This window comes from Frigoribacterium sp. PvP121 (assembly GCF_017833115.1).
GTDB lineage: Bacteria > Actinomycetota > Actinomycetes > Actinomycetales > Microbacteriaceae > Frigoribacterium > Frigoribacterium endophyticum.
This window is the reverse complement of the sequence record NZ_JAFIBR010000001.1, coordinates 1,438,943-1,464,842: the sequence shown is the minus strand read 5'-3', so window position 1 is coordinate 1,464,842 and position 25,900 is coordinate 1,438,943. Positions and strand designations below refer to the sequence as shown.

22 protein-coding genes are annotated in these 25,900 nt (G+C 75.7%); 4 read left to right on the top strand and 18 right to left on the bottom strand.

From position 1 onward, the window contains the following. Positions 1 to 5 precede the first annotated feature (5 nt). Both chvE and JOE43_RS06835 read right to left on the bottom strand, forming a co-directional pair. On the bottom strand, positions 6 to 1,139 hold the full coding sequence (gene chvE / locus JOE43_RS06840) for a multiple monosaccharide ABC transporter substrate-binding protein (RefSeq protein ID WP_307803269.1): 1,134 nt from the start codon (positions 1,137 to 1,139) through the stop codon (positions 6 to 8). Between the two features lie 232 nt (positions 1,140 to 1,371). Then, positions 1,372 to 1,524, bottom strand: coding sequence for a hypothetical protein (locus JOE43_RS06835; RefSeq protein ID WP_209516242.1), 153 nt, complete (start codon positions 1,522 to 1,524; stop codon positions 1,372 to 1,374). Between the two features lie 201 nt (positions 1,525 to 1,725). On the opposite strand from JOE43_RS06835, the gene JOE43_RS06830 reads away from it, so the two are divergent. Continuing rightward, positions 1,726 to 2,043: a hypothetical protein gene (locus JOE43_RS06830; protein WP_209516240.1), complete on the top strand. Its 318-nt coding sequence runs from the start codon at positions 1,726 to 1,728 to the stop codon at positions 2,041 to 2,043. Positions 2,044 to 2,091: 48 nt separating this feature from the next. Here the strand turns inward: JOE43_RS06830 and JOE43_RS06825 are convergent, their stop codons facing one another. Continuing rightward, a complete protein-coding gene (locus JOE43_RS06825; protein WP_307803268.1) occupies positions 2,092 to 3,057 on the bottom strand; it encodes an aldose 1-epimerase family protein in 966 nt (321 codons plus the stop codon). After that, positions 3,050 to 4,309 carry a D-arabinono-1,4-lactone oxidase gene (locus JOE43_RS06820; protein WP_209516236.1) on the bottom strand — a complete coding sequence of 420 codons (1,260 nt, stop codon included), beginning with the start codon at positions 4,307 to 4,309 and terminating at the stop codon, positions 3,050 to 3,052. Before JOE43_RS06820 ends, JOE43_RS06825 begins: the two co-directional genes overlap by 8 nt. Positions 4,310 to 4,513: 204 nt before the next feature. On the opposite strand from JOE43_RS06820, the gene JOE43_RS06815 reads away from it, so the two are divergent. Continuing rightward, positions 4,514 to 4,975 carry a hypothetical protein gene (locus JOE43_RS06815; protein ID WP_209516233.1) on the top strand — a complete coding sequence of 154 codons (462 nt, stop codon included), beginning with the start codon at positions 4,514 to 4,516 and terminating at the stop codon, positions 4,973 to 4,975. Between the two features lie 47 nt (positions 4,976 to 5,022). Here JOE43_RS06815 and JOE43_RS06810 read toward each other — a convergent pair whose 3' ends face one another. The 3 genes from JOE43_RS06810 to JOE43_RS06800 all read right to left on the bottom strand — a co-directional run bounded on the left by JOE43_RS06810 (position 5,023) and on the right by JOE43_RS06800 (position 9,018). Next, positions 5,023 to 6,408, bottom strand: coding sequence for an NtaA/DmoA family FMN-dependent monooxygenase (locus JOE43_RS06810; RefSeq protein ID WP_307803267.1), 1,386 nt, complete (start codon positions 6,406 to 6,408; stop codon positions 5,023 to 5,025). A gap of 158 nt (positions 6,409 to 6,566) precedes the next feature. Further along, on the bottom strand, positions 6,567 to 8,003 hold the full coding sequence (locus JOE43_RS06805; protein ID WP_209516232.1) for an MFS transporter: 1,437 nt from the start codon (positions 8,001 to 8,003) through the stop codon (positions 6,567 to 6,569). Positions 8,004 to 8,199: 196 nt separating this feature from the next. Further along, positions 8,200 to 9,018, bottom strand: coding sequence for a gamma-glutamyl-gamma-aminobutyrate hydrolase family protein (locus tag JOE43_RS06800; protein ID WP_209516228.1), 819 nt, complete (start codon positions 9,016 to 9,018; stop codon positions 8,200 to 8,202). A 150-nt stretch (positions 9,019 to 9,168) separates the two neighbouring features. Here JOE43_RS06800 and JOE43_RS06795 point away from each other — a divergent pair, with 150 nt between their 5' ends. After that, on the top strand, positions 9,169 to 9,525 hold the full coding sequence (locus JOE43_RS06795; protein ID WP_209516224.1) for a PRC-barrel domain-containing protein: 357 nt from the start codon (positions 9,169 to 9,171) through the stop codon (positions 9,523 to 9,525). A gap of 100 nt (positions 9,526 to 9,625) precedes the next feature. Here the strand turns inward: JOE43_RS06795 and JOE43_RS06790 are convergent, their stop codons facing one another. After that, positions 9,626 to 11,593 (bottom strand): PIG-L family deacetylase, encoded by a 1,968-nt coding sequence (locus JOE43_RS06790; RefSeq protein WP_209516221.1) that lies wholly within the window; start codon positions 11,591 to 11,593, stop codon positions 9,626 to 9,628. Then, positions 11,586 to 13,781 (bottom strand): hypothetical protein, encoded by a 2,196-nt coding sequence (locus JOE43_RS06785; protein WP_209516203.1) that lies wholly within the window; start codon positions 13,779 to 13,781, stop codon positions 11,586 to 11,588. Before JOE43_RS06785 ends, JOE43_RS06790 begins: the two co-directional genes overlap by 8 nt. A gap of 421 nt (positions 13,782 to 14,202) precedes the next feature. Here JOE43_RS06785 and JOE43_RS15925 point away from each other — a divergent pair, with 421 nt between their 5' ends. Beyond that, positions 14,203 to 15,192 (top strand): glycoside hydrolase family 16 protein, encoded by a 990-nt coding sequence (locus JOE43_RS15925; RefSeq protein ID WP_209516200.1) that lies wholly within the window; start codon positions 14,203 to 14,205, stop codon positions 15,190 to 15,192. A gap of 109 nt (positions 15,193 to 15,301) precedes the next feature. Here JOE43_RS15925 and JOE43_RS06775 read toward each other — a convergent pair whose 3' ends face one another. From JOE43_RS06775 to JOE43_RS06735, 9 genes are all read right to left on the bottom strand, one after another. Then, a complete protein-coding gene (locus tag JOE43_RS06775) occupies positions 15,302 to 15,871 on the bottom strand; it encodes a manganese efflux pump MntP family protein (protein ID WP_209516197.1) in 570 nt (189 codons plus the stop codon). Between the two features lie 173 nt (positions 15,872 to 16,044). Then, on the bottom strand, positions 16,045 to 17,148 hold the full coding sequence (locus tag JOE43_RS06770) for a glycosyltransferase family 4 protein (RefSeq protein WP_209516194.1): 1,104 nt from the start codon (positions 17,146 to 17,148) through the stop codon (positions 16,045 to 16,047). Between the two features lie 20 nt (positions 17,149 to 17,168). Beyond that, positions 17,169 to 18,671, bottom strand: a complete 1,503-nt coding sequence (locus JOE43_RS06765) for a glycosyltransferase (RefSeq protein ID WP_209516191.1) — start codon at positions 18,669 to 18,671, stop codon at positions 17,169 to 17,171. Then, entirely contained in the window at positions 18,668 to 20,455 is a 1,788-nt protein-coding gene (locus JOE43_RS06760; RefSeq protein ID WP_209516188.1) for an oligosaccharide flippase family protein, read from the bottom strand. The genes JOE43_RS06765 and JOE43_RS06760 overlap by 4 nt, the downstream gene beginning before the upstream one ends. Positions 20,456 to 20,828: 373 nt before the next feature. Continuing rightward, positions 20,829 to 21,386 (bottom strand): NAD(P)H-dependent oxidoreductase, encoded by a 558-nt coding sequence (locus tag JOE43_RS06755; protein WP_209516185.1) that lies wholly within the window; start codon positions 21,384 to 21,386, stop codon positions 20,829 to 20,831. Positions 21,387 to 21,471: 85 nt separating this feature from the next. Then, complete coding sequence (locus JOE43_RS06750; RefSeq protein ID WP_209516182.1) at positions 21,472 to 22,080, bottom strand: hypothetical protein; 609 nt, start codon at positions 22,078 to 22,080, stop codon at positions 21,472 to 21,474. A 132-nt stretch (positions 22,081 to 22,212) separates the two neighbouring features. Continuing rightward, entirely contained in the window at positions 22,213 to 22,647 is a 435-nt protein-coding gene (locus tag JOE43_RS06745) for a hypothetical protein (protein ID WP_209516170.1), read from the bottom strand. A gap of 179 nt (positions 22,648 to 22,826) precedes the next feature. Beyond that, positions 22,827 to 23,777: an NAD(P)-dependent oxidoreductase gene (locus JOE43_RS06740; protein ID WP_209516167.1), complete on the bottom strand. Its 951-nt coding sequence runs from the start codon at positions 23,775 to 23,777 to the stop codon at positions 22,827 to 22,829. Positions 23,778 to 24,006: 229 nt separating this feature from the next. Beyond that, positions 24,007 to 25,686: a glycoside hydrolase family 13 protein gene (locus tag JOE43_RS06735; protein ID WP_209516164.1), complete on the bottom strand. Its 1,680-nt coding sequence runs from the start codon at positions 25,684 to 25,686 to the stop codon at positions 24,007 to 24,009. Positions 25,687 to 25,900: the final 214 nt, after the last annotated feature.

Here is a 25,900-nt window from a genome sequence, read left to right as displayed (position 1 = left end):
GTGACCTACTTGAGGTCGTCCTCGGTGTAGTAGCCGCTGTCGACGAGGACTTCCTTGTAGTTGTCCTTCGTGACGATGGTGGGCTGGAAGAGGTACGTCGGGACGACCTTCGCCTTGTTGTCGTAGGTCTTGTCGTCGTTCGTCTCGGGCGTCTTGCCGTTGAGGATGTCGTCGGCCATCACGACGGACTGGTCAGCGAGCTGACGGGTGTCCTTGTAGATCGTCGAGTACTGCTGGCCGGCGATGATCGACTTGACCGAGGCGGCCTCGGCGTCCTGGCCGGTCACGATCGGCAGCGCCGAGTCGCTGTAGCCGGCGCCCTCGAGCGCCGAGATGATGCCGATCGAGATGCCGTCGTAGGGCGACAGCACGCCGTCGAGCTTCGTGCCGCCCGAGTAGGTCGAGGCGATCAGGTTCTGCATGCGGGCCTTGGCGGTCGCCGGGTCCCACTGCAGCGTGGCGGCCTGCGTGAACTGGTCCTGGCCGGAGCCGATCGTCAGCGAGCCGTCCTCGAGGTAGGGCTTGAGGGTCTCCATGGCGCCGTTGAAGAAGAACGTCGCGTTGTTGTCGTCGGGGCTGCCGGCGAAGACCTCGATGTTCTTGGCGGCCGCACCGTCGATCTTCGTGCCGTCGGCGTCGGCGAGGCCGAGGCCGGTGAGCAGGCTGGTGGCCTGGTCGACGCCGACCTTGTAGTTGTCGAACGACACGTAGTAGTCGACGTTCTCGCTGCCGGTGAGGAGGCGGTCGTACGAGATGACCTTGATGCCGGCCTTCGCGGCCGAGTCGAGCTGGTCGCTCAGCGAGCCGCCGTCGATCGAGGCGACGATGAGCACCTTGGCGCCCTTGGTGATCATGTTGCTGACCTGCTGGACCTGCTGGGGGATCTTGTTGTCGGCGTACTCGAGGTCGACCTTGTAGCCCTTGTCCTCGAGGGCGCTCTTGACGGCGTCGCCGTCCTTGATCCAGCGCTCGGAGACCTTGGTCGGCATGGCGACGCCGACGAGGGCGCCGGAGTTGTCGCCTCCGCTGCTGCCGCTGCCGCTGTCGCCGCCGCGGCCGCCCGCTCCGCCGGAGCAGCCGGCCAGGGAGATCGCCAGACCGGCGGCGACGATGCCGACGATGAGCTTCTTGTTCTTCACGGTGATTCCTTCGTGTCCGTGTCATCTCGACGGCGTCGTCGATGACGGATGGTGATGCTGTGGAGGTGGTGCTGAAGGGTGGTGCTCGTGCGTGGTGCTCGGTGGTGCGGACGGCCGGGGAGGCACGCGGGAGGGCGTGCCGGGCTGGCCGGTGGAGCGTGTCCGGGTCGGCGGCGGGGCCGCGACGGGGACGGACCGACGGGGTGCGTGAGCGCCCGTCGGGGGTCGGGGGTCAGACGGCGTCGACGGCCGTGACGAGGGCGCGGCGAGCCGCGCCGCGGGTCGGCGACGCGGACGCGTCGGGCGCGGTCGCCGCGGGCGAGCGGCGGAGGCGGACGGTCGACGCGGGGGTGGCGCGCGAGCCGTCGGGGGTGCTGGTGTTCACGGTGACCTCTTCGTCAGAGAACGTGTCTCGGAGTGAACCGTCGTGCTCGATCACTGTCATGTGAGCGCTCACATCGGGTGGTTCGGGGCAATACTGAATGAGCGTGAGTCCGATGTCAAGTCGTCCGCGCATCCGGCATGGTTCACACGTTCGCAACACGGCGTTCACGGGCCTGAGCGGATGACGAGGCACCATGACTGCATGCTCGCCGTGACCGCCACCGTCCACACCGCGCACGACAGCGCCGGCCTGTTCTGGCTGTCCCGCCGCCTGCTGGCCGAGCACGCGGCCGCCCGCGTCGACGAGGGGCAGTACCTCGTCCAGCTCGCCGACGCCGGCACGGTGCTGCTCACGGAGCTGCCCGACCTGCTGCGCTTCGACGTCGTGGTGCGCGACGAGCTGGCCGGGCGGCGCACCCGCCGAGCGCTCGAGGCGGCCCTGCTGCGGCTGTCGACGGGGACGGTGTCGGCGGTCACCTGGCAGTCCGAGCCGCTCGGCCGCGAGGCGCTCAGCGCGTAGGCCGGCGGGCGCCGGCGCTCGAGCGCCCGGGCGCCTGCGCCGTCGGCGTCAGATCGCGGTGATCGTCCAGCTCGCGACGTGGCTCTCGCCCGGAGCGAGGCGCACCAGGTCGATGCCGCTCGTGAAGGCGTCGGGCGGGCACGTCATGGGCTCGACGGCGAGGCCGACGCGGTCGTTCTCGCGCTCCGGGCGGTCGGCCGTGTGCACCTGCACCCAGGGCAGCTCGGGGCCCCAGGTCATCTCGACGCCCCGGCCGTCGGCCGCGGTCAGCCGTGCCGTCGCGACCTGGCCCTCGCCGGTGCGGGCGAGCTCGGTGAAGGCGTGGTCGACGAAGGTGTCGCCGACGACGCGCCCCTCGCGGAAGTCGAAGCCCTCGCGCTCGGTCACCCCGTGCACGCCCGTCGGCACGAGTCGGTCGTCGGTCACCTCGAGGTAGCTGTCGGCCGGCAGGGTGAGGGCCCAGTCGTCGACCCGGCCCTCGCCGGCGACGAGGTACGGGTGCGGCGCGACGCCGTACGGCGCCTCCCCGAGGCCGACGTTGGTGGCCTCCACGGTCGTGGTGAGGCCGGCGTCGCCGAGCTCGTAGGTCGCGCGGAGCGCCAGGCGCCAGGGGTAGCCGTCGCTCGGGGCGAGCTCGGTCACGAGGGAGGCGCGGTGCGGCTCGCTCGACTCCACGCGCCACTCGGCCCAGCCGACCAGCCCGTGCAGGGCGTGCCCCCGCTCGACCTCGGTGAGCGGCAGCTGCAGCGTCTCGCCCGCCTCCTCGTAGGCGCCGTCGACGATGCGGTTCGGCCACGGTGCGAGCACGGCCCCGCGGTAGAGCGGGCGGACCACGTCGGCGGCGAACGGGACGACGAGGTCGCGGCCGTCGTGCGTCAGGCTGCGGAGGGTCGCGCCGACGGCCGCGAGCTCGGCCCGGTAGGCGCCGTGCTCGAGCGAGACGGGCGCGCCGCTGACGGGCACCGGGCCGGCGGAGCGGGTCGTGGTGGGCGTGGTCGTGGTGGCGTCAGGCACGGTGTCCTCCGAGGGCGACGGTGTCGAGGTGGGCGTTGCGGAAGCGGCCCTCCGGGTCGACGGCGGCGGCGTGCGCCGCGAAGTCGTCGAGGCGAGGGTACCGGGCGCGCAGCGTCTCGTGGTCGAGGGTCGCCACCTTGCCCCAGTGCGGTCGCGCGTCGAAGCCGGCCAGCGCCTCCTCGACCAGCGGCAGCACCGCCAGCACCGCCTCCGCCTGACGCCGCCAGGTGAAGTGGAAGGCCACGCTCTGCCGGCCGCCGCTCGGGCTCAGCCACGCCGCGTCGGGCGCGACCGTGCGGATCTCGCTGACGAAGATGACCTCGGCGAGCCGGTCGCCGATCGCCCGGAGCGCCTCGACGGCCGCGGCCGCGTGCTCGGCGGGCACCAGGTACTCGCTCTGGATCTCCTCCCCCGCGCTCGGCGTGAACTCGGCGCGGAAGTGCGGCAGCCGGTCGAGCCACGGCCCGGGCTCGCCGAGCTGGGGCGTCACGGCATCGGCCGCCGTGTCGGGCAGCATGTGCAGCGCGGCCTCGGCCGGGCGCGCGCCGAGCTCGCGGAGGTCGAGGCCCGACGAGCCGACGCCGTCGACGCGGGCCTTGCTCCAGACCTGCTCGACGTCGTCGCCGGTGTAGCGGGTGAACAGGCTGACGCTGTAGGCGTGGGCGAGCACGGCGTCGAGCTGCTCGAGTGCGGCAGCCCAGGGCAGCCCCTGGTGGACGGTCTGCACGACGTCGAACGTCGGCACGGTGTCGAGCTCGAGGGCCGTCACGACGCCGAGGGCGCCGAGGCCCACGACCGTCGCCTCGAAGGCCTCGTCGCCGCGGCGGACGACGTCGAGCGAGCCGTCGGCCCGGACGATCTCGACCGCGCTGACCGAGGCCGACAGGGCCGGGTTGCCGACGCCCGAGCCGTGGGTGCCGGTCTGGACGGCCCCGGCGACCGAGATGTGCGGCAGCGAGGCCAGGTTGGGCAGGGCCCGGCCGTGGCGCTGCAGCTCGCGGGCCAGCACGGCGTGCGTGGCGGCCGCGCCGACGCGGACGACGTCGCGGTCGGCGTCGAGCTCGATCGGCACGCCCAGCGCCTCGGTCGAGACGAGCACGCCGTCGGTGTCGGCGATGCGGCTGAACGAGTGGCGCGAGCCGAGGGCCTTCACGCGGCGGCTGGAGGCGACGACGTCGCGCAGCTCGTCGACGGTGGCCGGACGGCGGAGGTCGGTCGTCGAGTACTCGACGTTGGCGGCCCAGTTGTGCATGAGACTCCTTCGGCTCGGATGGCGGTGACCAGTCTACGTGAGCGCTCACTCCGTGCGCCCGAGGTGGCCGCCCCCCTGCTCTGGGGCCGAGGTGTCCCCCCAACTGGGCCCGTGTCCTCCGTTGCGCGGACACCGGCCGTGCGGTTGCCTTGGCATGCGCCGACAGGACGGCGCCGCACCACCACGACCAGGGGACCCTCCAGCATGAGCACCACCAGCTCCGACGCCGACGGCGTCACCGCGACCGGCGCGCGCCTCGGCGCCCGCGGCCGGACCCGCCCCCGCGTCGACCCCGCCTCCGTCCGGCCCGAGCGCGTCGTCGCCCTCCGCCGCCGCAGCGCCCCCCGCTTCTACCTCACCTACCTGCAGTCGCCGAACGACGGCAGCGACCCCGCGGTGCCCCTCGGCACCTGCCTCGTGCTCCGCGCGATCGGCGGCCAGACGCCGCGCCGGGTGTCGGTCGAGCTGCCGAACGACGTCGTCCGCACCGCGTCGTCCCTCCGTCGCGGCGCCTCCGTCGGCATCGCCACGCCCGGCGAGCTCGACGAGCTGGCCGTGCTCGGCACCGTCTTCGTCGAGTGGGTCTCACGCGACGGCGTCAGCCGCACCGCCTGGCTGCGCGTGCCGCCGACCCCGGCGCGGTACCGGGCCGGGACCGCCCGCTAGGCAGGGCACGCCCCCGGGGCGCGACCACCGCCTCCTGCACGCCCCCGTCAGCGGCGGCGCGCCGCCGCGGGGTGGGAGTCGGGGAGGCGCGGGCCGCCCCCGGTGTACCGCTCACGCAGGGTCTGCCCCGGCACGTACGCCTCGCGCACCCGGCCCCGGCGCCGCAGCTCGGGCACGACGAGCTCGACGAAGTCGCGCAGCGTGTCGAAGGAGTGGTACTGACGGAGGTTGATGCCGTCGATCCCCTCCTCGTCGAGCCAGCGCTCGATCTCGTCGGCGACGACCGTCGGGGTGCCCGCCACGAAGAACGCGCCGCCCCAGGCCTCGTCGACGCTGTCGACGAGCTGCCCGACCGTGATGTCGAGCGGCAGGGCCGCCGCCCCGGGGTGGTCGAGCCGCCCCTCCGCCTCGAGGGCCTCGCGCACCGTGCGGTCGCGCGGGTGCGACGGGGCGTCGAACGGGACGCTGCGGTGCACGAGGGCGCCCTGCTCGCTCGCGAACGACCGGTAGAGGGCCAGCTTCTCGGCCACCGCCTCCTCGGTCTCGGCCGTGATGACGCCGGCCTGCACGATGAACGACACGTCGTCGGCCGACCGGCCGACCTCGACGGCCGCGGCGCGCGTCGCCTCGGCCACCTGACGCACGGCCCGGCCGCCGGTGAACACCACCTCGGCGTGCTGGGCGGCCTGCGCGACGCCGGTGGGCGACGCCGTCGCGAGGAAGAGCACCGGGGTGCGCTGCGGCGACGGCTCGCTGAGGTGCGGGCCTGCGACCCGGAAGAACCGGCCCACGTGGTCGATCGCGTGCACCTTCGACGGGTCGGTGTAGACGCCCGAGCCGGGAGCCAGGCCGTCGGCCGCGGGGTCGGCGACGACGGCGTCGTCCTCCCACGAGCCCTCCCACAGGGCGTAGAGCACCTCGAGGTACTCGGCGGCGCGGGCGTACCTCTCTTCCTTGGGGATCTGGTCGTCGAGGCCGAAGTTGCGGGCGGCGCTCGGCAGGTACGAGGTGACGACGTTCCAGCCGACCCGGCCCTTCGTGAGGTGGTCGAGGGTCGACATGCGCCGGGCGAACGCGAACGGCGGCTCGTAGCTCGTCGACGCCGTGACGCCGAAGCCGAGGTGCTCGGTGACGGCGGCCATGACGGGCACGACCAGCATCGGGTCGTTCGCCGGCGCCTGGATGCCCTCGAGCAGCGCCGGGGCGGGACTGTCGCCGTACACGTCGTACGTGCCCAGCACGTCGGCGAGGAAGACGGCGTCGAAGCCGCCGCTCTCGGCGAGGCGGGCCAGCTCGATCCAGTACGCCATGTCGGTGTACTCGCGCCGGTGGTTGCCGGGCAGGCGCCAGAGGCCGTGCGTGATGTGCCCGACGCAGTTCATCTCGAACAGGTTGAGGATGAGCTGCTTGGGGCGGGTCTCGGTGTCGGTCACGTCGACGACGATGCCACACCGCGCCTCCGGCCGGGGGCGCGTTGCGCCGCGTTGCGGCGGGTCGCGGGGAGCGGGGGCGGGGGGCGTCGCTCTGCGCTGGGTCGGGCTGGGTCGGGTCGGGCCGGGCCGGGTCGGGTCGGGTCGGGTCGGGCCCGGGCTCAGCGGCGGCGGCCGCCCGTGACGGCCGGGCCGGAGCCCGTCGCCGTGCCGCGCACCACCGGCACCGAGCCCGTCACGGCCGCGACCGACGACGTGATGGTGCGGAGGCTCGACGTCGACAGCTGCTCCTGCGCGTGGCCGTGGCGGGGGAAGCCGCGACGGGCCAGCGCTACCACGACGAAGCTCGCGGCGACGACCACGGCCGCCGAGAACGGCAGGGCACCGAGGCCGGTGACCCCGGTCAGCTGCGCGCCGAGCGCCGCGCCGCCGGCGATGCCGACGTTCGAGCCCGCGTTGATCAGCGCGCCCGCGATGTCGGGGCTGACGCCGCCCGCGCGGATCGCGGCCGCCATGAAGAGGGTGCCGGTCGTGCCGTTCGCGGCGACCCAGACGCCCGCGACGACGAAGGTGCCGACGAGCGAGCCGTGCACCAGCGGCAGCGCCGCGAGGGCCACGGCCATCGTCGCGACGGCGACGAGGAGGGTCTGCCGCGGGGCGCGGTCGACGAAGGCGCCCGCCGTCAGCAGCCCGACCACGCCGGTCGCGCCGAGCACCAGCAGCGCCGTGCCGACCGCGTCGTCGCCGAGGCCCGCGGTCACGAGGTACGGCCCGACGTACGTGTAGACCACGTAGTGCCCGGCGAAGAGCAGCAGGTCGGCGACGACGACGGCGAGCAGCCCGGTGCGGGCCCACGACCGGACCGAGCCGACGTGCGGGTACGACTCGCCCCGCACCGCGGGCAGGAACGCCACCGCGACGACGGCGAGCAGCGCGGAGGCGGCGGCCACGGCCCCGACGGCGGCCCGCCAGCCGAGGTGGTCGCCCACCGTCGTCGCGAGCGGCACGCCGATGACGAAGCCGAGCGAGCTGCCCGAGTACACGAACGCGATCGCGCGGCCGGCCAGCCTAGGAGGCACGATGCGCGTCGCGTAGGCCGACGCCACGGAGAAGAAGAGGGCGTGCGCGACGCCGCCGACGACCCGGCCGGCGCAGACGACGGCGAACGACGGGGCCAGCGCGACGATGAGGTTCGACGCCGTGTAGCCGACGAGCGTGGTCACGAGCACGGCCTTGCGCGGCACGCGGGCCGTGGCCCAGGTGAGCGGCAGGGCGAGCAGGGCGACGGCCAGCGCGTAGACCGTGACGACCACGCCCATGCGCGACTCGGAGACGCCGAGGTCGACGCTCATCGTCGACAGGAGGCCGACCGGCATGAGCTCGGTGGTGATGGCGAGGAAGGTCGACAGGCCGAGCACGGCGATGCCGACCACGGCCGACGGGGTGAGCACGTGGACGGTGCCGCGCGCGGCGGCGGCCTCGGCGGCCCGGTCGGCCGTGCCGACGTCGCTGACGCGCATCGAGCCCGTGTAGGTCGAGGGCACGCGGACGGGCTCGGTCTCGGGCCGGTCGGCGGGGCGGGTGGTGGTGTCGGTCACGAGGGCCTCCGTTCTCCCGCACGGAGGCGCACGACGACGAGCGTCGGGACGCGCCGGGGCCGAGGCCGGGGCGCTGCGCACTCGTCGCGGGTCAGATGTGACGGGTGTGGGGTGTTGCCGCTCCACGACGAGGGCGCTGTCCGTCCAGTGTGACACGGCCCCCTCCCCCGCCCGCAAGGCCCCCGAGCGGGCCGGGCTACGCCCTGGGCGCACGCTCCCGGTCGGCGCGGGCGGCGTCGCGCGCCGCGACGAGCAGGTCGGTGAGGACGGTGCCGCGCGACCCCGCGTCCTCCGGGTGCCACTGCACGCACCAGAGGGGCGCCTCCTCGTGCTCCATCGCCTCGGCCGTGCCGTCCTCCGCCCAGGCGACCACGCGGAGGCCCCGCCCGGGCCGGGCGACGGCCTGGTGGTGCGAGCTTCGCACGTCGAGGGTCGTGGCCCCGAGCACGCTGGCGAGGCTGCTGTCGTCGGCGACGCTGACGACGTGGTCGACCATGCTGTCGTCGACGTCGGCGGCGACGTGGCCGTCGAGGTGCTGCACGAGGTCGCCGCCGAGGGCGACGTTCACGAGCTGCATGCCGCGGCAGATGCCGACCAGCGGCACGCGGGCGGCCACGGCGGCCCGCACGAGCGCGATCTGCGCCCGGTCGGCGTCGGGGAAGGTCTGGCCGCCGTGCGGGTCGGCGACGTCGCCGCCGTAGGTCGACGGGTCGACGTCCTCGCCGCCGGTCATCACGACCGCGTCGGCCGCGGCCAGGCGACGCCCGAGCTCGTCGTCGCCGGCCTGCTCCGCGGCGACGCGGTCGACCACGAGGCCGACCGCCTCGGCGGCGGCGACGACGGAGGCGGTGAGCCGCTGCAGCTCGGCCTCGAACGCGGGGTCGTCGCGGCCGCCGTCGGCCACGTCGACCACGAGCAGGCGGAGGGCGGCGGTGCCGGCGCGCGCGGCGTCGGCGCGGGCGGCGTCGGGCTCCGCGGCGGCGGCGGCGTCGTGTCGAGGGCTCAGGAGCGACATGCGCCCATCGTGCCACCCGGGGCACGCCGCCACGCCGTCTCCTGAGAGCTCGACGCGACCCGCCGCCCGGCGGGGCGCGCGGCGGGCCGGGCCGGTACCGTCGGAGGCGCACGACCCCGGACCACGCCGGGGCGGCAGAGAGGTCACGCCATGTTCGAACCGGAGAACCTCCGAGACTGGGTCGGCCTCGCGGTCGTCGACCCCGCCGGCGACAAGATCGGCACGCTCGAGAGCATCTACTTCGACACGTCGAGCGACGTGCCGTCGTTCGCCGCCGTGCAGGTGGGCATCCTCGGCCGCACCCGTCTGGTCTTCGTGCCGCTCGACGGCGCGCTCGTCGCGCCGAAGCACCTGAAGGTGCAGTTCGACAAGAAGCTCGCGAAGGAGGCGCCGTCGATCGAGACCGACGGCGAGCTCGAGGCGCAGCGCGAGCAGGAGCTGTTCGCCTACTACAGCCTGCCCTACACGCTCGGCACGGGCGGCGAGCGGCGGCTCGGCCGCCGCTAGGCGGCGCCCGTCGGTCGACGGGAGCGACGAGGAGGCGCGGTGCCGGTCGGCACCGCGCCTCCCGTCGTCCAGGCGGCCGGCCGCACCGCCCGCGGCTCGCCTAGCGCGTGCCGCGCACCCGGATCTCGGCCAGGCCCACGTTGCTCGTGCTGGCGCTGACCCCGGTGACGGTGAAGCGCACCGACGTGGTGCTGCGGCTCGGGAACGACACGGTCGTGGCCGAGCCGTCGTCGGCCAGGGCCGGCACGTCGACGGTCGAGCCGTCCGAGAAGGTCAGGGTGCCGGCGGTCACCTGGTCGGAGCCGTTGGGCCGGTCGTGCAGCACGACCTGGTCGGTCGTCACCGCCGTCGGCCAGGTCAGCGTGAGGGTGACGCCGGTGCGGCCCCACGGCGCGACCCACTCGGCCGTGGGCGCGGTCGGGTAGCCGTCGGCCACGCCGTCGATCGCCTTGTCGGCGGTCTGGCCCGTCGAGGGGTCGTCCCAGGCCGCCGTCGCGACCGCGCCGGCCGTGACGTCGACCCGGGTCGGGGCGGGGGCGGGCGTCGTGCTCACGGCGGCGGTCGACTGCGCCCGGACCTCGGCCAGGCCGACGTTCCGGGTGGTCGACGACACGGCGGTCACCGTGACGCGCACCGACGAGACGGTGCGGGCCGGGAACGAGACCGTGGTCGCGCCTCCCCCGTTGGCCAGCGCGGGGACCGTGACGCTCGAGCCGTCGGAGAAGGTCAGGGTCGCGCCCGTCACCTGGTCGTCGGCGTTCGGACGGTCGCTCAGCACCAGGCGGTCGACGCTGAGGGGCGAGGCCCAGGTGAGCTGGAGCCACGAGCCGGCGCGGCCGCCGACCGTCGCCCACTCGGCGGTGGCGACGCCCGGGTAGCCGTCGGCCACGCCGTCGATCGCGGCCGCGGCGGTCTGGCCGTCGGCGCGGTTCTCCGAGCTGGCCGTCGCGACCGCGCCCGCGGTCACGTCGGTCGCCGGGGTCGTGGGCGTGGTCGGGGTGGTCGGGGTCGTCGTGACGGGCGTGGTGGTGACCGGCCCTCCGCCCGGGGCGGTCGTGGTCGGCGTGCCGACCGTCTGCTCGCGCGACAGCCACGAGTACTCCGGGCGGCCCCAGCAGGCGTCCCAGCTCGCGCAGGTGCCGTCGTCGGAGGCGGCGTAGCGGAAGAACGCCAGCGACTTGGCCCGCACCTGGTCGTCGGTGAGGTTCACCGGGGCCTGCGAGAGGCCGTAGCCCCGCCAGCCCGCGAAGCCGGGCGCGGTGGTGAGCTGCTGCCGCGCCGCATCGGCCAGGTAGGCGACGACGTGGTGGTCGGGGTGGTCGCCGTCGTCGATCGCTCCGACGTGGTCGAGGGTGTCGACGTTGGTCGGGGCCACCCCCTTCATGATCGTGACGAGCTGGGCGCGGAGCTCCCCGAGCGAGTAGCTGGTCAGCCCGTCGACGGTGCTGAGGCGCGACTCCGTGCCCGCCCACAGCTGGGGCAGGCTCTGCCGGCCCGTGGCCGCGAAGCCCTTCCCGTCGAGACCACCGTCGGGGAGGTGCAGGAAGACCATCTGGACCTTCGACGACCCGCCGAGGCGGGAGAGCCCGACGGCTCGGCCGCCGAGCGAGACGGTCGTCGACGACCACGTGTCGGCCACGCCGAGCGTCTGCGCGTAGGCCGCCCGGACCCCGGCCTCGCGGCCGCGCCAGTAGGTCGACGCACGCCCCGCGTCGCCCGCGGTGACGTAGACCGTGGTGACGCAGCGCCCGGCTCGGAGGTCGGCCCCGAGGGCCGTGCTCTGGAAGAGCAGGTCGTCGTCCTGGTGCGCCACCACCGAGAGCGTGGTGCCCCCGGTGCAGCCGGACTGCCGCAGCGACGGCGCGACGGGCAGCGCCGTGGTGCCGGTGGTCGCGGCCTCGGCCGGCGCGGCCAGCGGCCCGCCGACGAGCAGCGGCACGAGGGCCAGCGCGGCGACGGCGACGGCCACGAGGCGGAGGGCGCGGGGGGCCGGGTGCCGGGGCGTCCTGCGGGTGCCGACCCGCGACTCCCCCGGGCTCGGTGCGGTCGTGCTGGTCGGCTCACTCATCGCCGGCTCCCGTCGTGGTCAGTCGGTAGAGGGTGGCGGTGGGCGTCGTCATGACGGCCTCCCAGCGGCCGTCGGCGGCGAACGCCGCGGCGAGCTCGGTGTAGTCGTCGTACGACTGGAAGCCGTACCGGTCGTCGTAGGCGCCGACGACGTCGGAGACGAGGACCCAGCGCTCTGTCGCGTCCCACGCCTCGAGGCCCGAGGTGAGACGCGCCTCGTCGGCGGCGGCGTCGTACGACGACGACGTGTCGGGCCAGCCGCCGAGAGCCTCGCGGGTGAGGTACTGCACCTGGTCGTAGCGGGCCGTGCGGGCACCGGGGGTGGCGTTGCCGGTGCCGGGCACGAGCAGGGCGGCGCCGGCGGCCGCGGTCTCCTCGTAGCGGGCGGTCGCGCGCGTCGTGTCGGCGCTCGCGACCCTGTTCCAGTCGAGGGCGGTCGCGCCGAAGACGTTCACGCCCACCACGACGACCAGCGCGACCGACGTCGCGACCACGGCGGCGCCCCGGCGGGCGCGGGCGGACGACCTGGCCAGCCCCGGCAGCAGCCGGTGCCACGGCAGCGCCGCGGCCAGGATGCTCAGCCACGGGGCGGCGAAGAGCGTGACGCGGAAGATGCCCTCGGCGCCGTAGTTCGTGGCGACGACCAGGCTCACCGGGCTGATCGCCGCGACGGCCAGTGCCCAGGCGCGGCGGTCGCGCCGGCGCAGCAGCAGCGTCACGAGGGCGACGAGGCCGAGCAGCACGAGCACGGCCGCGGGCAGCGCGAAGGCGAGGGTCTTGACGATCGGCACGGGCAGGGTCGCGGCCGAGTGCGCGGGCGGCGCCGCGTTCGACACGACGTCGCCGAAGGCGGTCGGCAGCAGGAAGGCGCCGAGCACCGACGCGTTCGACAGCGCCCACAGCACGGCGGGCACCAGCACCAGCGCCGGCAGCCACCACGGGCGGATCAGCCGGAACGCGACGAACACGACCAGCGCCGCCACGGTGAGGTACGGCGAGATCTGGTGCGTGACGGCGAGCGCACAGCCCAGCGCCAGCACGGCCGCGAGGCGCCACGGCGCGACCGACGCGGGGCGCGACCGACGCCGCGCGCCCGAGATCGGCGGGCGGCCGCTCAGCGCCAGCGCGAAGACCGACAGCGAGAGCACCACGCCGAGCGACTGGGGCGAGAAGTAGAGGGTGTTGAGCGTGAGCGTCAGGCCGAACAGCCCGCCGGCGATCCAGGCGCGCCCCTCGTCGGTGAGGAAGCGCGCCGCGAGCACGGTCGCCGCGAGGGTGATCAGCGGGCTGATCATCACCGGCCACCAGGTCGCGACCACCATCACGTCGCGGAGCCCCGCCACGTCGGCGGCCCAGGCCACGGCCGCGAACAGCCCCGACCACGACTGGAAGATGTCGACGCCGGTCGAGGTGCCGCCGTTCGCCCGGATCGACTCGACGACACCGACGTGCCGCGCCGCCGAGACCATCGTCGGGGTGCCGTAGGCGATCGCCTGCGACAGCACCGCGACGCCGCTCAGGCTCGTCAGGGGCAGCGCCGGGCTGCGCCGCGACACGACCGCGACGACGGCGGCCGCGACGAGCAGCACGAGGCCGGCCCACCAGAGCGGGCCCTCGATCGACAGCAGGCCGCCGGGGGGCGGGTCGCCCCGCACGAGCAGCGACGCCACGACCACGAGGGCGACCCCGGCGACGGTGGCGAGGGGCACCAGCGGGAGGCGCGCGGTCGACGCGGCCCGCGCCTCCGCCGGGGTCTCGGGGTGCAGGGCGTCCACGGGGTGCGCGCCGTCGACGGTCCGGCCGGCGGGCCCGCTCTCGGCGACCGGGGCCAGCGGGAGGCGCCCGTCGCGGAGTGCCCGGAGGTCGCGTCGCACCGCCACCGCCAGCATCACGACGGTGGCGACCGCGACGACGACCGCCGCGGGCACGGGCACCCAGACGTGAAGCGTCGCCATCGTGATGCCGATCAGCACCGCGGCGACGAGGCCGCCGACCAGGGCCACCAGGACGAAGCGGGAGGCGCGCAGCGGGCGGGCGAGGAGCGCGGGCGCGACGCCGAGCTCGAGCAGCAGGAAGACCGTGGCGGTCGCCTGGCGCAGCACGACGAGGTCGGCGACGAGCGCGACGCCGAGGGCGACGAGGGTCAGGGCGACGAGCGCGGCGGCCGCGAGGCGCGGCGCAGGGCCCATCGTCGGGACGGGAAGGGGGGTTCCGTCGCGCGGGAGCTCGGGGTGCACGCCGTCGGGGCGCGCGCTCACGGTGACGGGGACGACTCGGGGCACGAGCGATCTCCAGGGGTTGCCGTCGGCGGGGAGGGACGTGCTCGCCCGCCGAGCCTGGGTGGGGCGGGGCGGAGGGGTCGCGGGCACGCACGGTCGAGGCCGGCGTCGTTCGGGTACGGCGGGCGCGGGTAGCCTGCCGGTCCTGTGAGTGTAGCTCGGCACCCCGGAGGCCCCGCGACCCTCGAACGGGTGGCAAGCAGGCGTTTCTGCGGGCAGGGCGGCCGCTCGGCTTGACCGCGGAGCCCCCTGCGGCGAGGCTGTCGACGGCCCTCCCGGCCGCGAGCTGCTCGCGGCGACCCCGACGCGGACGGCCGGAGAGCTGAGACGCGTGCCCCGCAGACCCCCGCGCCCGAGGCGCGTCGTCGTCGGCGCCGTGCTGCTCGCCGCCGTCGCCGTGGCCGTCGCGGCCACCGTGTCGACGAGCACGGCGCGGCAGGCGGACGACGCGGGCGGCCCCACCTCGACCTCGACCTCGACGCCTGGGAGGCACCCCGACGTGACCGACCGACCCTCCGGCACGCCGAGCCCGGAGCCGACGGGCTCGGCGGGCGACCCGACGGCCGAGCCTGCGCCGTCGACCGGGGGCGGGACGGGGGCGGGGGCCGCCGCAGGCAACGGTCCGTCGGGCAGCGGCCAGGCCATGCCGACGAGCTCGGGGCCCGGCTGGACGCGCACCTTCTCGGACGACTTCGCGCACCCGGTGACGGCCGGGCGCTTCCCCGGTCGGTACGACGACAGCTGGGTCGCCTACGACGGCTTCACCGACACGTCGGGCATCGGCGACTACCGCGCCGACGCGGTGTCGGTGCGCGACGGCGTGCTCGACCTCGCGGTGTCGGCCGGCGACGGTGCCGTCACGAGCGCGGCCGTGGTGCCGCTCGTCGGCGGCGAGTGGGGCGGGCAGGTGCACGGGCGGTTCAGCGTCCGGATGCGCGCCGACGCGGTGCCCGGGTTCTACGCGGCCTTCCTGCTCTGGAGCGACGACAACGACTGGGACGACGGCGAGGTCGACTTCCCCGAGGGGCGCCTCGACGGCACCGTGCGCGGGTACAACCACACGCCGGGCGACCCGTCGGTGAACTCGTTCGTCGGCGACACCGGCATCTCGTTCGACGGCTGGCACACGTACACGATCGAGTGGCGGCCCGACCGGATCGACTACCTCGTCGACGACCGCGTGTGGGCGACCACGAGCGAGGCGCTGCCCACGGCGTCGATGCACTGGGTGATGCAGGTCGAGGCGGCCGGCGAGACGCCTCCGGACGGCGGGGGGCACGTCGAGATCGACTGGGCGACGATCGACCGGTACGACGGCTGACGCGGGCCGCGGCGCCCGTCGACCGTTCAGGGAGCAGCGGCCTCCCGGGCCGTCAGCGGCCCCGCGGCGCAGCTCGCCCCTGAACGCTCGACGCCCGGCCGCACCCGCGCTACGCGAGCACGCCGAGGTGCTCGAGCAGGATGCTCGTCCCGATCAGCACGAGCACGACGCCGCCCGCGATCTCGGCCGGGCGGCCCAGCGCCGCCCCCACCTTCGCCCCGACGAGCACGCCGACGAACGTCAGCACCGCCGTGGTGACGCCGATGAGCGCGACCGACGCGCCGATCGACACCGGCAGGAACGCCAGCGTCACGCCCACCGCCAGCGCGTCGATGCTCGTCGCCACCGACAGCACGACGAGCTCGCGCAGCGGCACCCGGTCGGCGTCGACGTCGTCGTCGGGGTGGGCCCTGGCGGCCTCCCAGATCATCTTGCCGCCGACGAGCCCGAGCAGGCCGAAGGCGATCCAGTGGTCGACGCCGGAGATGACCGGGGCGAAGGCGGTGCCCAGCAGCCAGCCGATCAGCGGCATCAGGGCCTGGGCGGCGCCGAAGGCGAGCGCGATGACGACGGCGTTCCGCAGCGCCCGCGCCCGGAGGTGGAGGCCCTTGCCGAGGGCGACGGCGAAGGCGTCGGCGGAGACGCCGACGGCGATGAGGAGGAGGGCCCAGACGCTCACGGACGACCTTTCGAGGAGACGAGCACGAGGCGTCGTCGCCCGGCGGAACTCGACGATCCTGGCACGGCCCTGAGGGTCGGAACGCACGGAAAGGGCTGATCAGACATGTTCGCCGTCACGAAATCCTGGGTTGGCGCAGCCGTACCGCACCGTACCGCCCGGCCCCGGACCGGTCAGCGCGCGCGGGCGTGCCGACGGAGGACGGCCTCGAGCTCGTCGAGGTGGCGCCCGTGGGGGAAGGCCGTCGCGACGTGCTCGCGCGCCCGCCCGCCGAGCCCCGGGTCGACCTCGCGCCACCCGAGCGCCGCGCCGACCGTCGCGGCGAGCGCCGCCTCGTCGCGCGGCGGCACGAGGAAGCGCGCGAACTCGCCGGTCAGCACCTCCGGGGCGGCGCCGACCGCCGTCGCGACCGCGGGCCGCCCGGTCGACATCGCCTCGACCAGCACGCGGCCGAAGGCCTCCGGCTCGGCCGACGGCATCACCACGACGTCCGCGGCGTGCAGCAGGGGCACGACGTCGCCCTGCAGCCCGAGCCGGCGCCAGCTGCCGGGCGGCAGCGCGTCGAGGGCCTCCGCGACGGCGTGGTCGGGCTCCGGGCCCGCGAGCACGAGCACGGCCCGGCGCGGGTCGATCGCGAGCCGACCCCACGCCCTCACGAGCGCGTCGACGCCCTTGCCCGCGGTCAGCCGACCGTAGGCGAGGGCGACGCGGGCGCCCGGCGCGAGGTCGAGCCCGAGCGCCGCCCGCGCGGTCTCCGCGTCGGGCGGCCCGCCGAGCGGGTAGTCGCCCGGGTCGACCGCGTTGTGCACGACCGTGACGCGCTCGGGCTCGAGGCCCGCGGTCACCCAGACCGCCGCCATGTAGTGCGAGACGGCCACGAAGTGGGCGACCCCCGACATGACGAGGCGGGTCCGGGCGTAGTTCGGCAGGTGGTGCAGGTGCGCGACCACGGGCAGGCCCGCGGCACGTCGTGCCACCTGCGCCCAGACGATCTGCTCGGGGCGGTTGAGCCAGAGCACGTCGGCCCGGGCCCGCCGGGCCTCCGCGACCGACGGGCCGAACGCCGCCAGGTCGCGCAGCGCGCTCCTCGGCGCGGCGTCGAACCGGAACGGCCCGCGCAGCGTCGCCCCGACGGCCTCGTAGGCCGCCCGGTGCTCGCCGTCGACGTGCCAGAGCACCGTCGTGTCGTGCCCGCGGGACGCCAGCCCCGCGACGTCCTGCAGGGTGCAGACCTCCACGCCGCCGACCGGCGCGAGCGTCTCGACGGTCGTCAGCACCCGCAGGGGCCGCCCCTCGGTCACGGCCGGGGCACGAGGGAGTCGCGGGCCGGGTCGCCGACGCCGGCCCCGGTCGCCGGCGCGGTCGCGGTGCCGTCCGCGGCCCGGCCGGCACGGCCTGCTCGACCTGCCCGGCCGCGCACGGGCCACGTCGGCTCGTCGACCGGCGCGACCCACGAGCTCCGCCGCGCGGCGCGACGGCTCACCAGGTACGCGCGGGGCCCGGACGGGTAGCCGCGCAGCTCGGAGAGCACGAGCGACCGGGGGTAGCCGTGGTCGGCGTCTGCGGCGTCGCCGACGGCGGGGGCACCGGCCGGGGCGTCCTCGACGACCGGCCCCGCGCCTCCCCCGATGCGACGCACGCTCTGGACGGCCATCGACCGCACGGCCAGGGGCAGCTGCCAGGCGAGGCCGAGCAAGTGCCGCGGGTCGCGCAGCACGAGCCCGGTGAGCATCGCCGTGAAGCCGAGGCCGTTGCCGCGCAGCTGGTGCAGCAGCTCGTCGGTGCCGCGGCGGTGCCGGTGGTGGACGACGGCGCCGGGCTCGTACGCGATGCGCCCGCCCGTCCAGAGCACGCCGACGAGGGCCGCGAGGTCCTCGCCGCCGCGGGCCGGCGTGCCGGTGCCGAGGGCCAGGTCGAAGCCGCCGATGCGGTGCAGGGCGCTCCGGCGGAACGACATGTTCGCCCCCGCCCCGAAGGCCCCGACGCCGTAGACGGCGAAGCGCCGGACGAGCTCGCCGTCGGCCTCGACGCGGACGCGCGCCCCGGTGAGCAGCCCGCCCGCGGCCCGCTCCGGGGTGAGCACGAGCGGCTGCCAGGTGCGCTCGCCGCTGAAGCCGCCGTAGTACCGCTCGAACCAGACCTGCGCCGGGGTGTCGAGCTCGGCGGGCAGGATGAGCCCGGTCACGGCGTCGATCGACGGGTCGTCGACGTAGGGCCGCGTCAGCTCGCGGAGCCAGTCGGGCTCGACCCGCACGTCGTCGTCGGTGAAGACGACGATCTCGCCGCGGGCCTCGGCGACCCCGGCGTTGCGCCCGGCCGAGATGCCCCGGCGGGGCTCGTGGACGACCCGCACCCGGTCGCGCCCGGCGACGAGGCCGGGCAGCACGTCGTCGGCCGGCAGCACGGGCCGGTTGTCGACGATCAGGAACTCCACGTCGGGGTGGTCGACCCGGGCGAAGCCGTCGAGCATCAGCTCGAGGTCCTCCCGACGCGCGACGATGGTCGACACCACCACGGTCACGCTCGGGAGGCGGTCGTCGGGGAGGCGGGGAGGTCGCGCCTGCTCCGCGGCGCGCGCCTCGGGCACGAGCGCGAGCAGCGGCGCGAGCCGTCCCCGCGTCACCTCCGGGTCGCCGTCGAGCGCGAGCTCGAGCGACCCCACGGGGCGCCCGTGCCAGGTCGCGACCACGAGGGCGGTCGCGTGCCGGTGGTCGGCCACGAGGTCGGGCAGGGGCCGGGAGAGCTCGACGAGCACCACCCGCCGGGGCGCCGGGTCGGCGGGGTGCGGGGTGCGGGTCACGGGGTCTCCTCGGGGGCGGGGTGCGGGGCGGGCGGCGGGGCGGAGGCGGCGGCGGCGGCGGACTGGACCCGCGACTCCTCGGGGTCCGCGACGGGCTGGACCCGCGCCTCCCCGGGGTGCTCGGCGGGCTGGACCCGCGACTCCCCGGGGTCCGCGGCGGGCTCGACCCGCGCCTCCTCGGGGCCCTCGGGCTGGGGGCCCCGGCGGGCCGCCGCCAACCGCCGGAAGAACCAGGGCAGGCAGGCGAGCGCCACGGCCACGCGGCCGAGGTTCCACTCGAGGGTCTGGGGCAGCAGGGTCGAGGCTCCGGCGACGACGACCGTGGCGAGCACCGACCACAGCAGCGGCGCGGGGGCTCCGCGCCAGCTCGCCCGGGTGGGCAGCACGCGGAGCTGCAGCGCCGACAGCACCGAGTACGCGATCACGGTCGCGACCGCCGCGCCGAGGATGCCGAGCAGCGGCACGAGCAGGAAGTTCAGGCCGACGTTGACCGCCGCCGCCACGGCCGTGATGACCCCGATCGTGCCCGCCTTGCGCTCGATCGTGAGGAGGCGGCCGCTGGCTCCGCCGGCCGTCGCCGGGTAGGCGGTCAGGGCGACCACCCAGACGACCACGACGAGGCTCGTCGGGTCGAAGCTCGCCGGCACGAGGATCGGCATCGCGAACGGCGTGACCAGCGTGATCGCGAGCACGACGGGGTTCAGCAGGCGGTAGATCTCGTCGCGCGACCGGACGGCGAGGGCGGTGCGCTCGACCGCGTCGCGCATGCGGGCGAAGTGGGGGGCCCAGGCGTTCGACGTGAACGACAGCATCAGGATGACCGACGAGCCCACCACGTACGCCACCTGGTACTGGCCGACGGCGTCCGGTCCGAGCAGGCGCTGCAGCACGATCCGGTCGCCGGCGTTGAGCACGAAGTAGGCGAGGCTCGCGAGGGCGAGCGGCACGCCGAACGCGATCGCGCGACGGGTCACGCCGCGGTCGACGAGGCCCTGGAGGCGCGGGCGGGTCAGGACGAGCCCGAGCAGCATCGCGAGCGTCTGGCTGACGACGCTGCCCCAGGCGTAGGTGAGCGCGCCGCCCCCGAGCGTCAGCAGGAGGGTCAGGCCGATGACCTGGCCGCCGACGGCCGACACGATGCTCGTCGTCGCGAAGGCGCGGAAGCGGTCCTCGGCGAGGAGGAGGGCGAGCATGACCTGGACGGCGGCGGACGGCGCCGTCCACAGCAGGACGACGAGGAGGAGGTCGTGGTCGGGGCCGAACCCGGCTGCCCCGGCCCACAGGGGCACGGAGACGAGGGCGGCTCCGGTCGCCACGAACGACACCACCAGGCCGACGGCGACGAGGCCGCGGGCAGCGCGGGCGTCGCCGTCCTCGGCGTGCTGCAGGACGAGGGCCTGGTCGAGGCCGAGCAGGGCCAGCACGCTGACGACCTGGAAGATCGCCTGCGCCGAGGCGAGCGCCCCGAAGTCGGAGACGCCGAGCAGGTGCGCGAGCACGGGCGACACGACGGTGCCGGCGACGAGCTGCAACGACCAGACGACGACGTAGAGGAGGCCGCGGCCGAAGAGACGGGACTCGGCGGGGGGCTCAGAGGACGCGGGGGCGGGGGCGGGCGTGGGGGCGGGGGCGGGCACGGCGGCGGGCACGCGGGCGGCGGGCACGGCGTCGACCGGCGCGGTCGCGAGGTGGCGCGGGGCGCGGGGCGCGGGCACGGCGGGCGCGGAGGATGCGGGCGCGGCGGGCGCGGGCGCGGCGGGCGCGGGCACGGCGGGCGCGGGCACGGCGGGCGCGGGCGCGGAGGATGCGGGCCGGTGCACGGGCACGGGCGAGGCAGCCGTCGGGCGTTCGGGGCGCCGGTGACGGTCAGGCGGGAGGGCCTGCATGGGTCGGGTCCTGTCGGGGTTCGGGTGGCCGCGCCCGACGTCGACGCACGGGGTGAGGGTGCGTCACGAGGCTGGGACGAGGGGTCGGCGTCCCGGTCGAGCGACGAGCCGACGCTATCCCATGGCCCCGTGCACCACAACGCCCCGGACGGGGCTCCTCTCGGGGGCCCGACCCGCGCCTCCTCGGTGTCCCCCGGCGGTGCCGAGAGCGGGGGACGACCCCGACGGGCCGACCGCGAGGACGTGGCCCCGGGTCGACCCGTCGGAGGGCTCAGGCCGCGGCGGGCTCCGTCGACGCGACGACGGCGGCGACGACCGCGGTCAGCTGCTCGGCGACCTCGGCGTCGTCGGAGGGGTGGACCTCCGCGAAGCGCTCGATCGAGCCGGGGATGCTGAGCGTGACGTCGTCGAGCACGCGGGCGCCGGCGATGCCGAGCGACTTGCGCGCCTCGTCCTGGGCCCAGACGCCGCCGAACTGACCGAAGGCGCTGCCGATGACCGCGGTCGGCTTGCCGGCCAGGGCGCTCTCGCCGTAGGGGCGCGAGGCCCAGTCGATGGCGTTCTTGAGCACCGCGGGGATGGTGCCGTTGTACTCGGGGGTGACGACCAGCAGGGCGTCCGCCTCGGTCAGGGCGGAGCGGAAGGTGACCGCCGCCTCCGGCACGGACCCGGGCACGTCGACGTCCTCGTTGTAGAAGGGGAGCTGGGCGATGCCGTCGAAGACGGTCAGGGTCGCACCGGCGGGCGCGACCTGCGCGGCGGCCTCGGCGAGCTGGGCGTTCGTGGAGCCGGAGCGCAGGCTGCCGACGAGGACGAGGACGGTGGTCATGGGTTCTCCTTGGGGTGCTGCGAGCGATGACGTGTCACCGAGGTACTACCGGACGACGCCGCGGAGCATTCCCGCGGGCGGAGGGTCAGGGGCGGCGGATCGTGCTGACGACGTCGACGAGGCTCGGCTGCGCGGGAGCCGAGCCGAAGCCGAAGCGCACCGGCGGCGACAGCGGGGCGAGGGTGCCCAGGTGGCGGTCGCCGTCGCGCACCTCGGCGGCCGTCACGTGCCGGGCCACGGTCACGCCGTAGAACTCGCGACGGCCGCCGCCCGCGGTGCCGGCCGTCCGGGCTCCGCGGACGAGCACACGGGCCACCGGGTCGACGAGGCGGAGCCACGCGGGGCGGGTGGCGAGCCCCCGCGGGACGAGCCGGAGCAGCATGCCGAGGGCCGAGACGCCCCCGACGGTGAAGCGCACGTCGAGGTCGCCCGCGGTGATGCGCAGCCCGCCGTCGACGCGGTGGACGGCCACGGGCACCACCCGCACCTCGTCGAACGTGTACGTCGACGACACGTACTCGGCGACGACCTCGGTCGGGGCCAGCAGCGTGCGGTGGCCGTCGGGCGACTCGACCATCACGTCGCTGAACCGCCCCAGCGGGGAGCTCTGCCACATGCCGACGACGACGCGGGTGCCGGAGGTCGTGCCGATGCCGGCGATGCGGCCGGTGAAGCGGTCGTCTGTGCGGGGCATGTCGGCGACGGTACGCCGCCCGGGCCGCGGACTGCTGTGCGTCGGCCGCGCACGCGCCGCCCGGGCCGCCCGGCGGCCGGGCCGCCCGGCTCGGCGTCGAGCCTTCAGGGGGCAGCGTCGGCGGGTCGCGGCTCAGCGCCCGCGCGACGGCTCGCCCCTGAGCCATCGACCGACCTGCCCCTCCGTCGCGCCCGTCGCCTCCGCGAGCTCAGCGATCGTCGCGCCGTCCTCCACGGCGGCGAGCGCCAGCTCCGACCGCTCGGCCGTCAGCCGCCGCGTCGCCCCCTGGAGCTCCCGCAGCTGGTCGACCTCCTCCCCCGCCGTCAGCACGACCGGGAACGAGTCGGCGTCGCCGCGCTGAGCCTCGGTCGACCCCGCCCAGGCCGCGAGCCACGACCGCACGACGACCCGGCGCACGCCGACGCGGGCCGCGACCCTGAGGGGCGACGTGCCGGCGTCGACCAGCCGCGTCGCGAGCAGCCCGCGCACCACGGGCAGGGCGGCGAGCTCGCGGTGCACGGCCGCGACCGCCTCGACGAGCAGATCGACGTCTGGGTCGTGGGGCACGGGCGTCCTCCCTGTCGGCCTGGCTCGCTGACGTGTCGAGCGTTCAGGAGCGGCGTGCTCCTGCACGACGATCCTCCCCCGGATCGGCCCCTCGCTCCTGATCGCTCGACGCGGGCCGCCACCGCGAGCGCCGACGCCGCGACCGGCGACCCCGCACCCCGCGCAGCCCGCCCCGCGCCTCAGTACCCGGCGTCGACGTCGACGACCCCCTCCGGCGCACCCCCGCCTGCAAGCGCCTCGACGTTCGCCCTGACCCGGGCCTGGAACAGCGGCGCGGTCATCTCCTCCGTGTTGGCCTGGTGCGGCGTGACCAGCGCCCGCGGCTCGCTCCACAGCGGGTGCCCGTCCGGCAGCGGCTCGGGGTCGACCACGTCGAGCCCCGCACCGCCGATCCGGCCCTCGGCGAGCGCCTCCACGAGCGCGTCGGTGTCCACGAGCGCGCCCCGCGCGACGTTGACCAGCACGGCCGTGTCGCGCATCAGCTCGAGCTGTCGACGGCCCACGAGGCGGGTCGTGCCCTCGGTCAGCGCGGCCGCGACGACGACCACGTCCGCGTCGGGCAGCACCTCGTCGAGCTGGTCGGTCGTCACCGTCCGCGCGGCTCCGTCCACCTCGCGCGCGGTGCGGACGACCATGGTCACCGTCACGTCGAAGGGCTGCAGCAGCCGCAGCAGCTCCGTGCCGATGCCGCCCGCGCCGACGATGACGACGTGCGCGCCGTTCAGCGAGACGCCCCGCTGCTCGGACTCCCACGAGGAGGCGCGGGCCCTGATCTGCAGGGAGCGCAGCGTCGCCAGCACCAGGGCCAGCGCGTGCTCCGCGACCGGGGCGCTGTAGGCGCCCTTGGCGCTCGTGAAGACGAGCCCCTCCCGCCGGGTCGCCCGCATCGTGTCGACGTGGACGTCCACCCCCGCGCTCGGCAGCTGCACGACGGCGACGCGGGGGTGGTCGTCGATCGCCCGGCGCAGCTCGCCCTGGTCGATCGAGCCCGCGACGACGATCATCCGGGTGTCGTCGCCGAGCGGGACCTCCCAGGCACCCGACTCCTCCAGGGCTCGCCGGGCGGGCTCGGCACCCCAGGCGGCGGCGGTCGAGGCGGCGGGCAGGACGGTCACGGCGACGCTGGTCATGCGTCAATCTATCGATCAGGTCACGACCCCGTCCGAGGGGCGTCCGCGGTGGCAGAGTGTCCGCTGTCGCCGGGGGCCGCGCCTCCTGCGGCACGAGGCGCGGGTCAACGGCGATCCGCGTCTCCTCCCACCACGGCAGGGCACCACGTCTCCTCCGCGCCGGGCGAGGGCGACGAGCCCGGGCGCACGACGGCCCCGACGGCCGCTGCCGTCGGGGCCGTCGTGGTGCTCAGCGGACGCGGAGCCAGACGGTGGTCTCCCCCGGGAGCTGCGCCGCGCCTCCGGCCGGCGTCTCGACCGGACCGCTCGACAACAGGACCTCGCCCTCGGGCAGGGCCACCGCCTCCGTCGAGAAGTTCGTCACCGAGTGCCAGCCGTCGTGACGCGCGAAGTGCACGACCGCCGCGTCCTCGCCGTCGACCCAGGCGAGGTCCTCGCCGCGCTGCAGCTGGTGACGGAGCGCCAGGGCACGCCGGTAGAGCGACAGGGTCGAGTCAGCGTCGTCCTCCTCGACCGAGACGGCCGAGTCGGCGAACCAGGCGGGCTGGGGCAGGTGCGGCTCGTGCGTGCCGAAGCCGAACGCGGGCGACGAGGTGTCCCACGGGAGCGGCACGCGGCAGCCGTCACGGCCCTTGAGGCCGTGCTCGGTGCGGATCCAGACCGGGTCCTGCAGCTGGTCGTCGGGGATGTCGGCGACCTCGAACAGGCCGAGCTCCTCGCCCTGGTAGACGTACGCCGAGCCGGGCAGGGCGAGCATGAGCATCGAGGCGGCCCTGGCGCGGCGGAGGCCCGTCGTGCGGTCGAGCTCGGGCGAGGTGCCGCCCGACAGGAGGAAGGCGTCGCCGTCGGTCGTCGCCGGCAGGCCGTAGCGCGTCGCGTGGCGCACCACGTCGTGGTTCGACAGGACCCAGGTGCTGGAGGCGCCGCTCTCGGCCGCGAGCTCGAGGTTCGACTCGATGATGGTCCGGAACTCGGCGGGGTCGAACTCGGCCCGGGTGAGCTCGAAGTTGAAGGCCTGGCCGAGCTCGGTCGGGCGCGCGTACAGCGAGACGCGCTCGCGGGCGACCCAGGCCTCGGCGACGGCCGTGCGGGGCGGGTCGTACTCGTTGAGCACCTCGCGCCACTCCTGGAAGATCTCGTGGACCTCGTCGCGGTCGTACAGGGGGTCGCTGCCGTCGGTGGGCAGGCCGAAGTCCTTCGGGTTCGCGTCACGGAGGGGCTCGACGAGGTCCTTGGCGAGCCCGTGCGCGACGTCGACGCGGAAGCCGTCCACGCCCCGGTCGGACCAGAAGCGCAAGGTGCGCTTGAAGTCGTCGCGGACCTCGGGGTTGCTCCAGTCGAGGTCGGGCTGCTCGGGGGCGAACAGGTGCAGGTACCACTGCTCGGGAGTGCCGTCGGGGCGGGTGAGCCGGGTCCAGGCGCTGCCGCCGAAGTTCGACGGCCAGGTCGACGGCGCGGTGGCGCCGCCGTCGAGCCCGTCACGGAAGACGTAGCGGGCGCGGGCCGGGCTGCCCGGCTCGGACGCGAGGGCCTCGCGGAACCAGACGTGCTGGTCGGACGTGTGGTTCGGGACGATGTCGACGATGACCTTGAGGCCCGCTCCGTGCGCGGCCGCCACCATGTCGTCGAAGTCGGCGAGGGTGCCGAGCCGGGGGTCGACGTCGCGGTAGTCGGCGACGTCGTAGCCGCCGTCGGCGAGCTCGGACGGGTAGAACGGGCTGAGCCAGATCGCGTCGACCCCGAGCTGCGCCAGGTACGGCACACGGGAGGTCACGCCGGCGATGTCGCCGAGGCCGTCGCCGTCGGAGTCGCCGAAGCTGCGCGGGTACACCTGGTAGACGGTGGCCTGGCGCCACCAGTCGGCGTCGGCGACGGGGACCTCGGTGGGGGTGGCGTCCTGGTCGGTCATGGGGCTCCTCGGGTGCTGGTGGGGGGCGGGCGGGTCGAGCTCTCAGGTCGGGGCGGTGCCGCGCGTCGGCGACGCACCTCGGCGGCCGGCGGATCCTGACTCCTCGACACGGCGACGAGCAGCTCGCGCTCACGGGGCCCGGCACCGATGTACGCGGTCGTCGGTGACCGCGCTTGCACAGCCTAGGAACGTCGCGCGATCATCGTCAAGACGA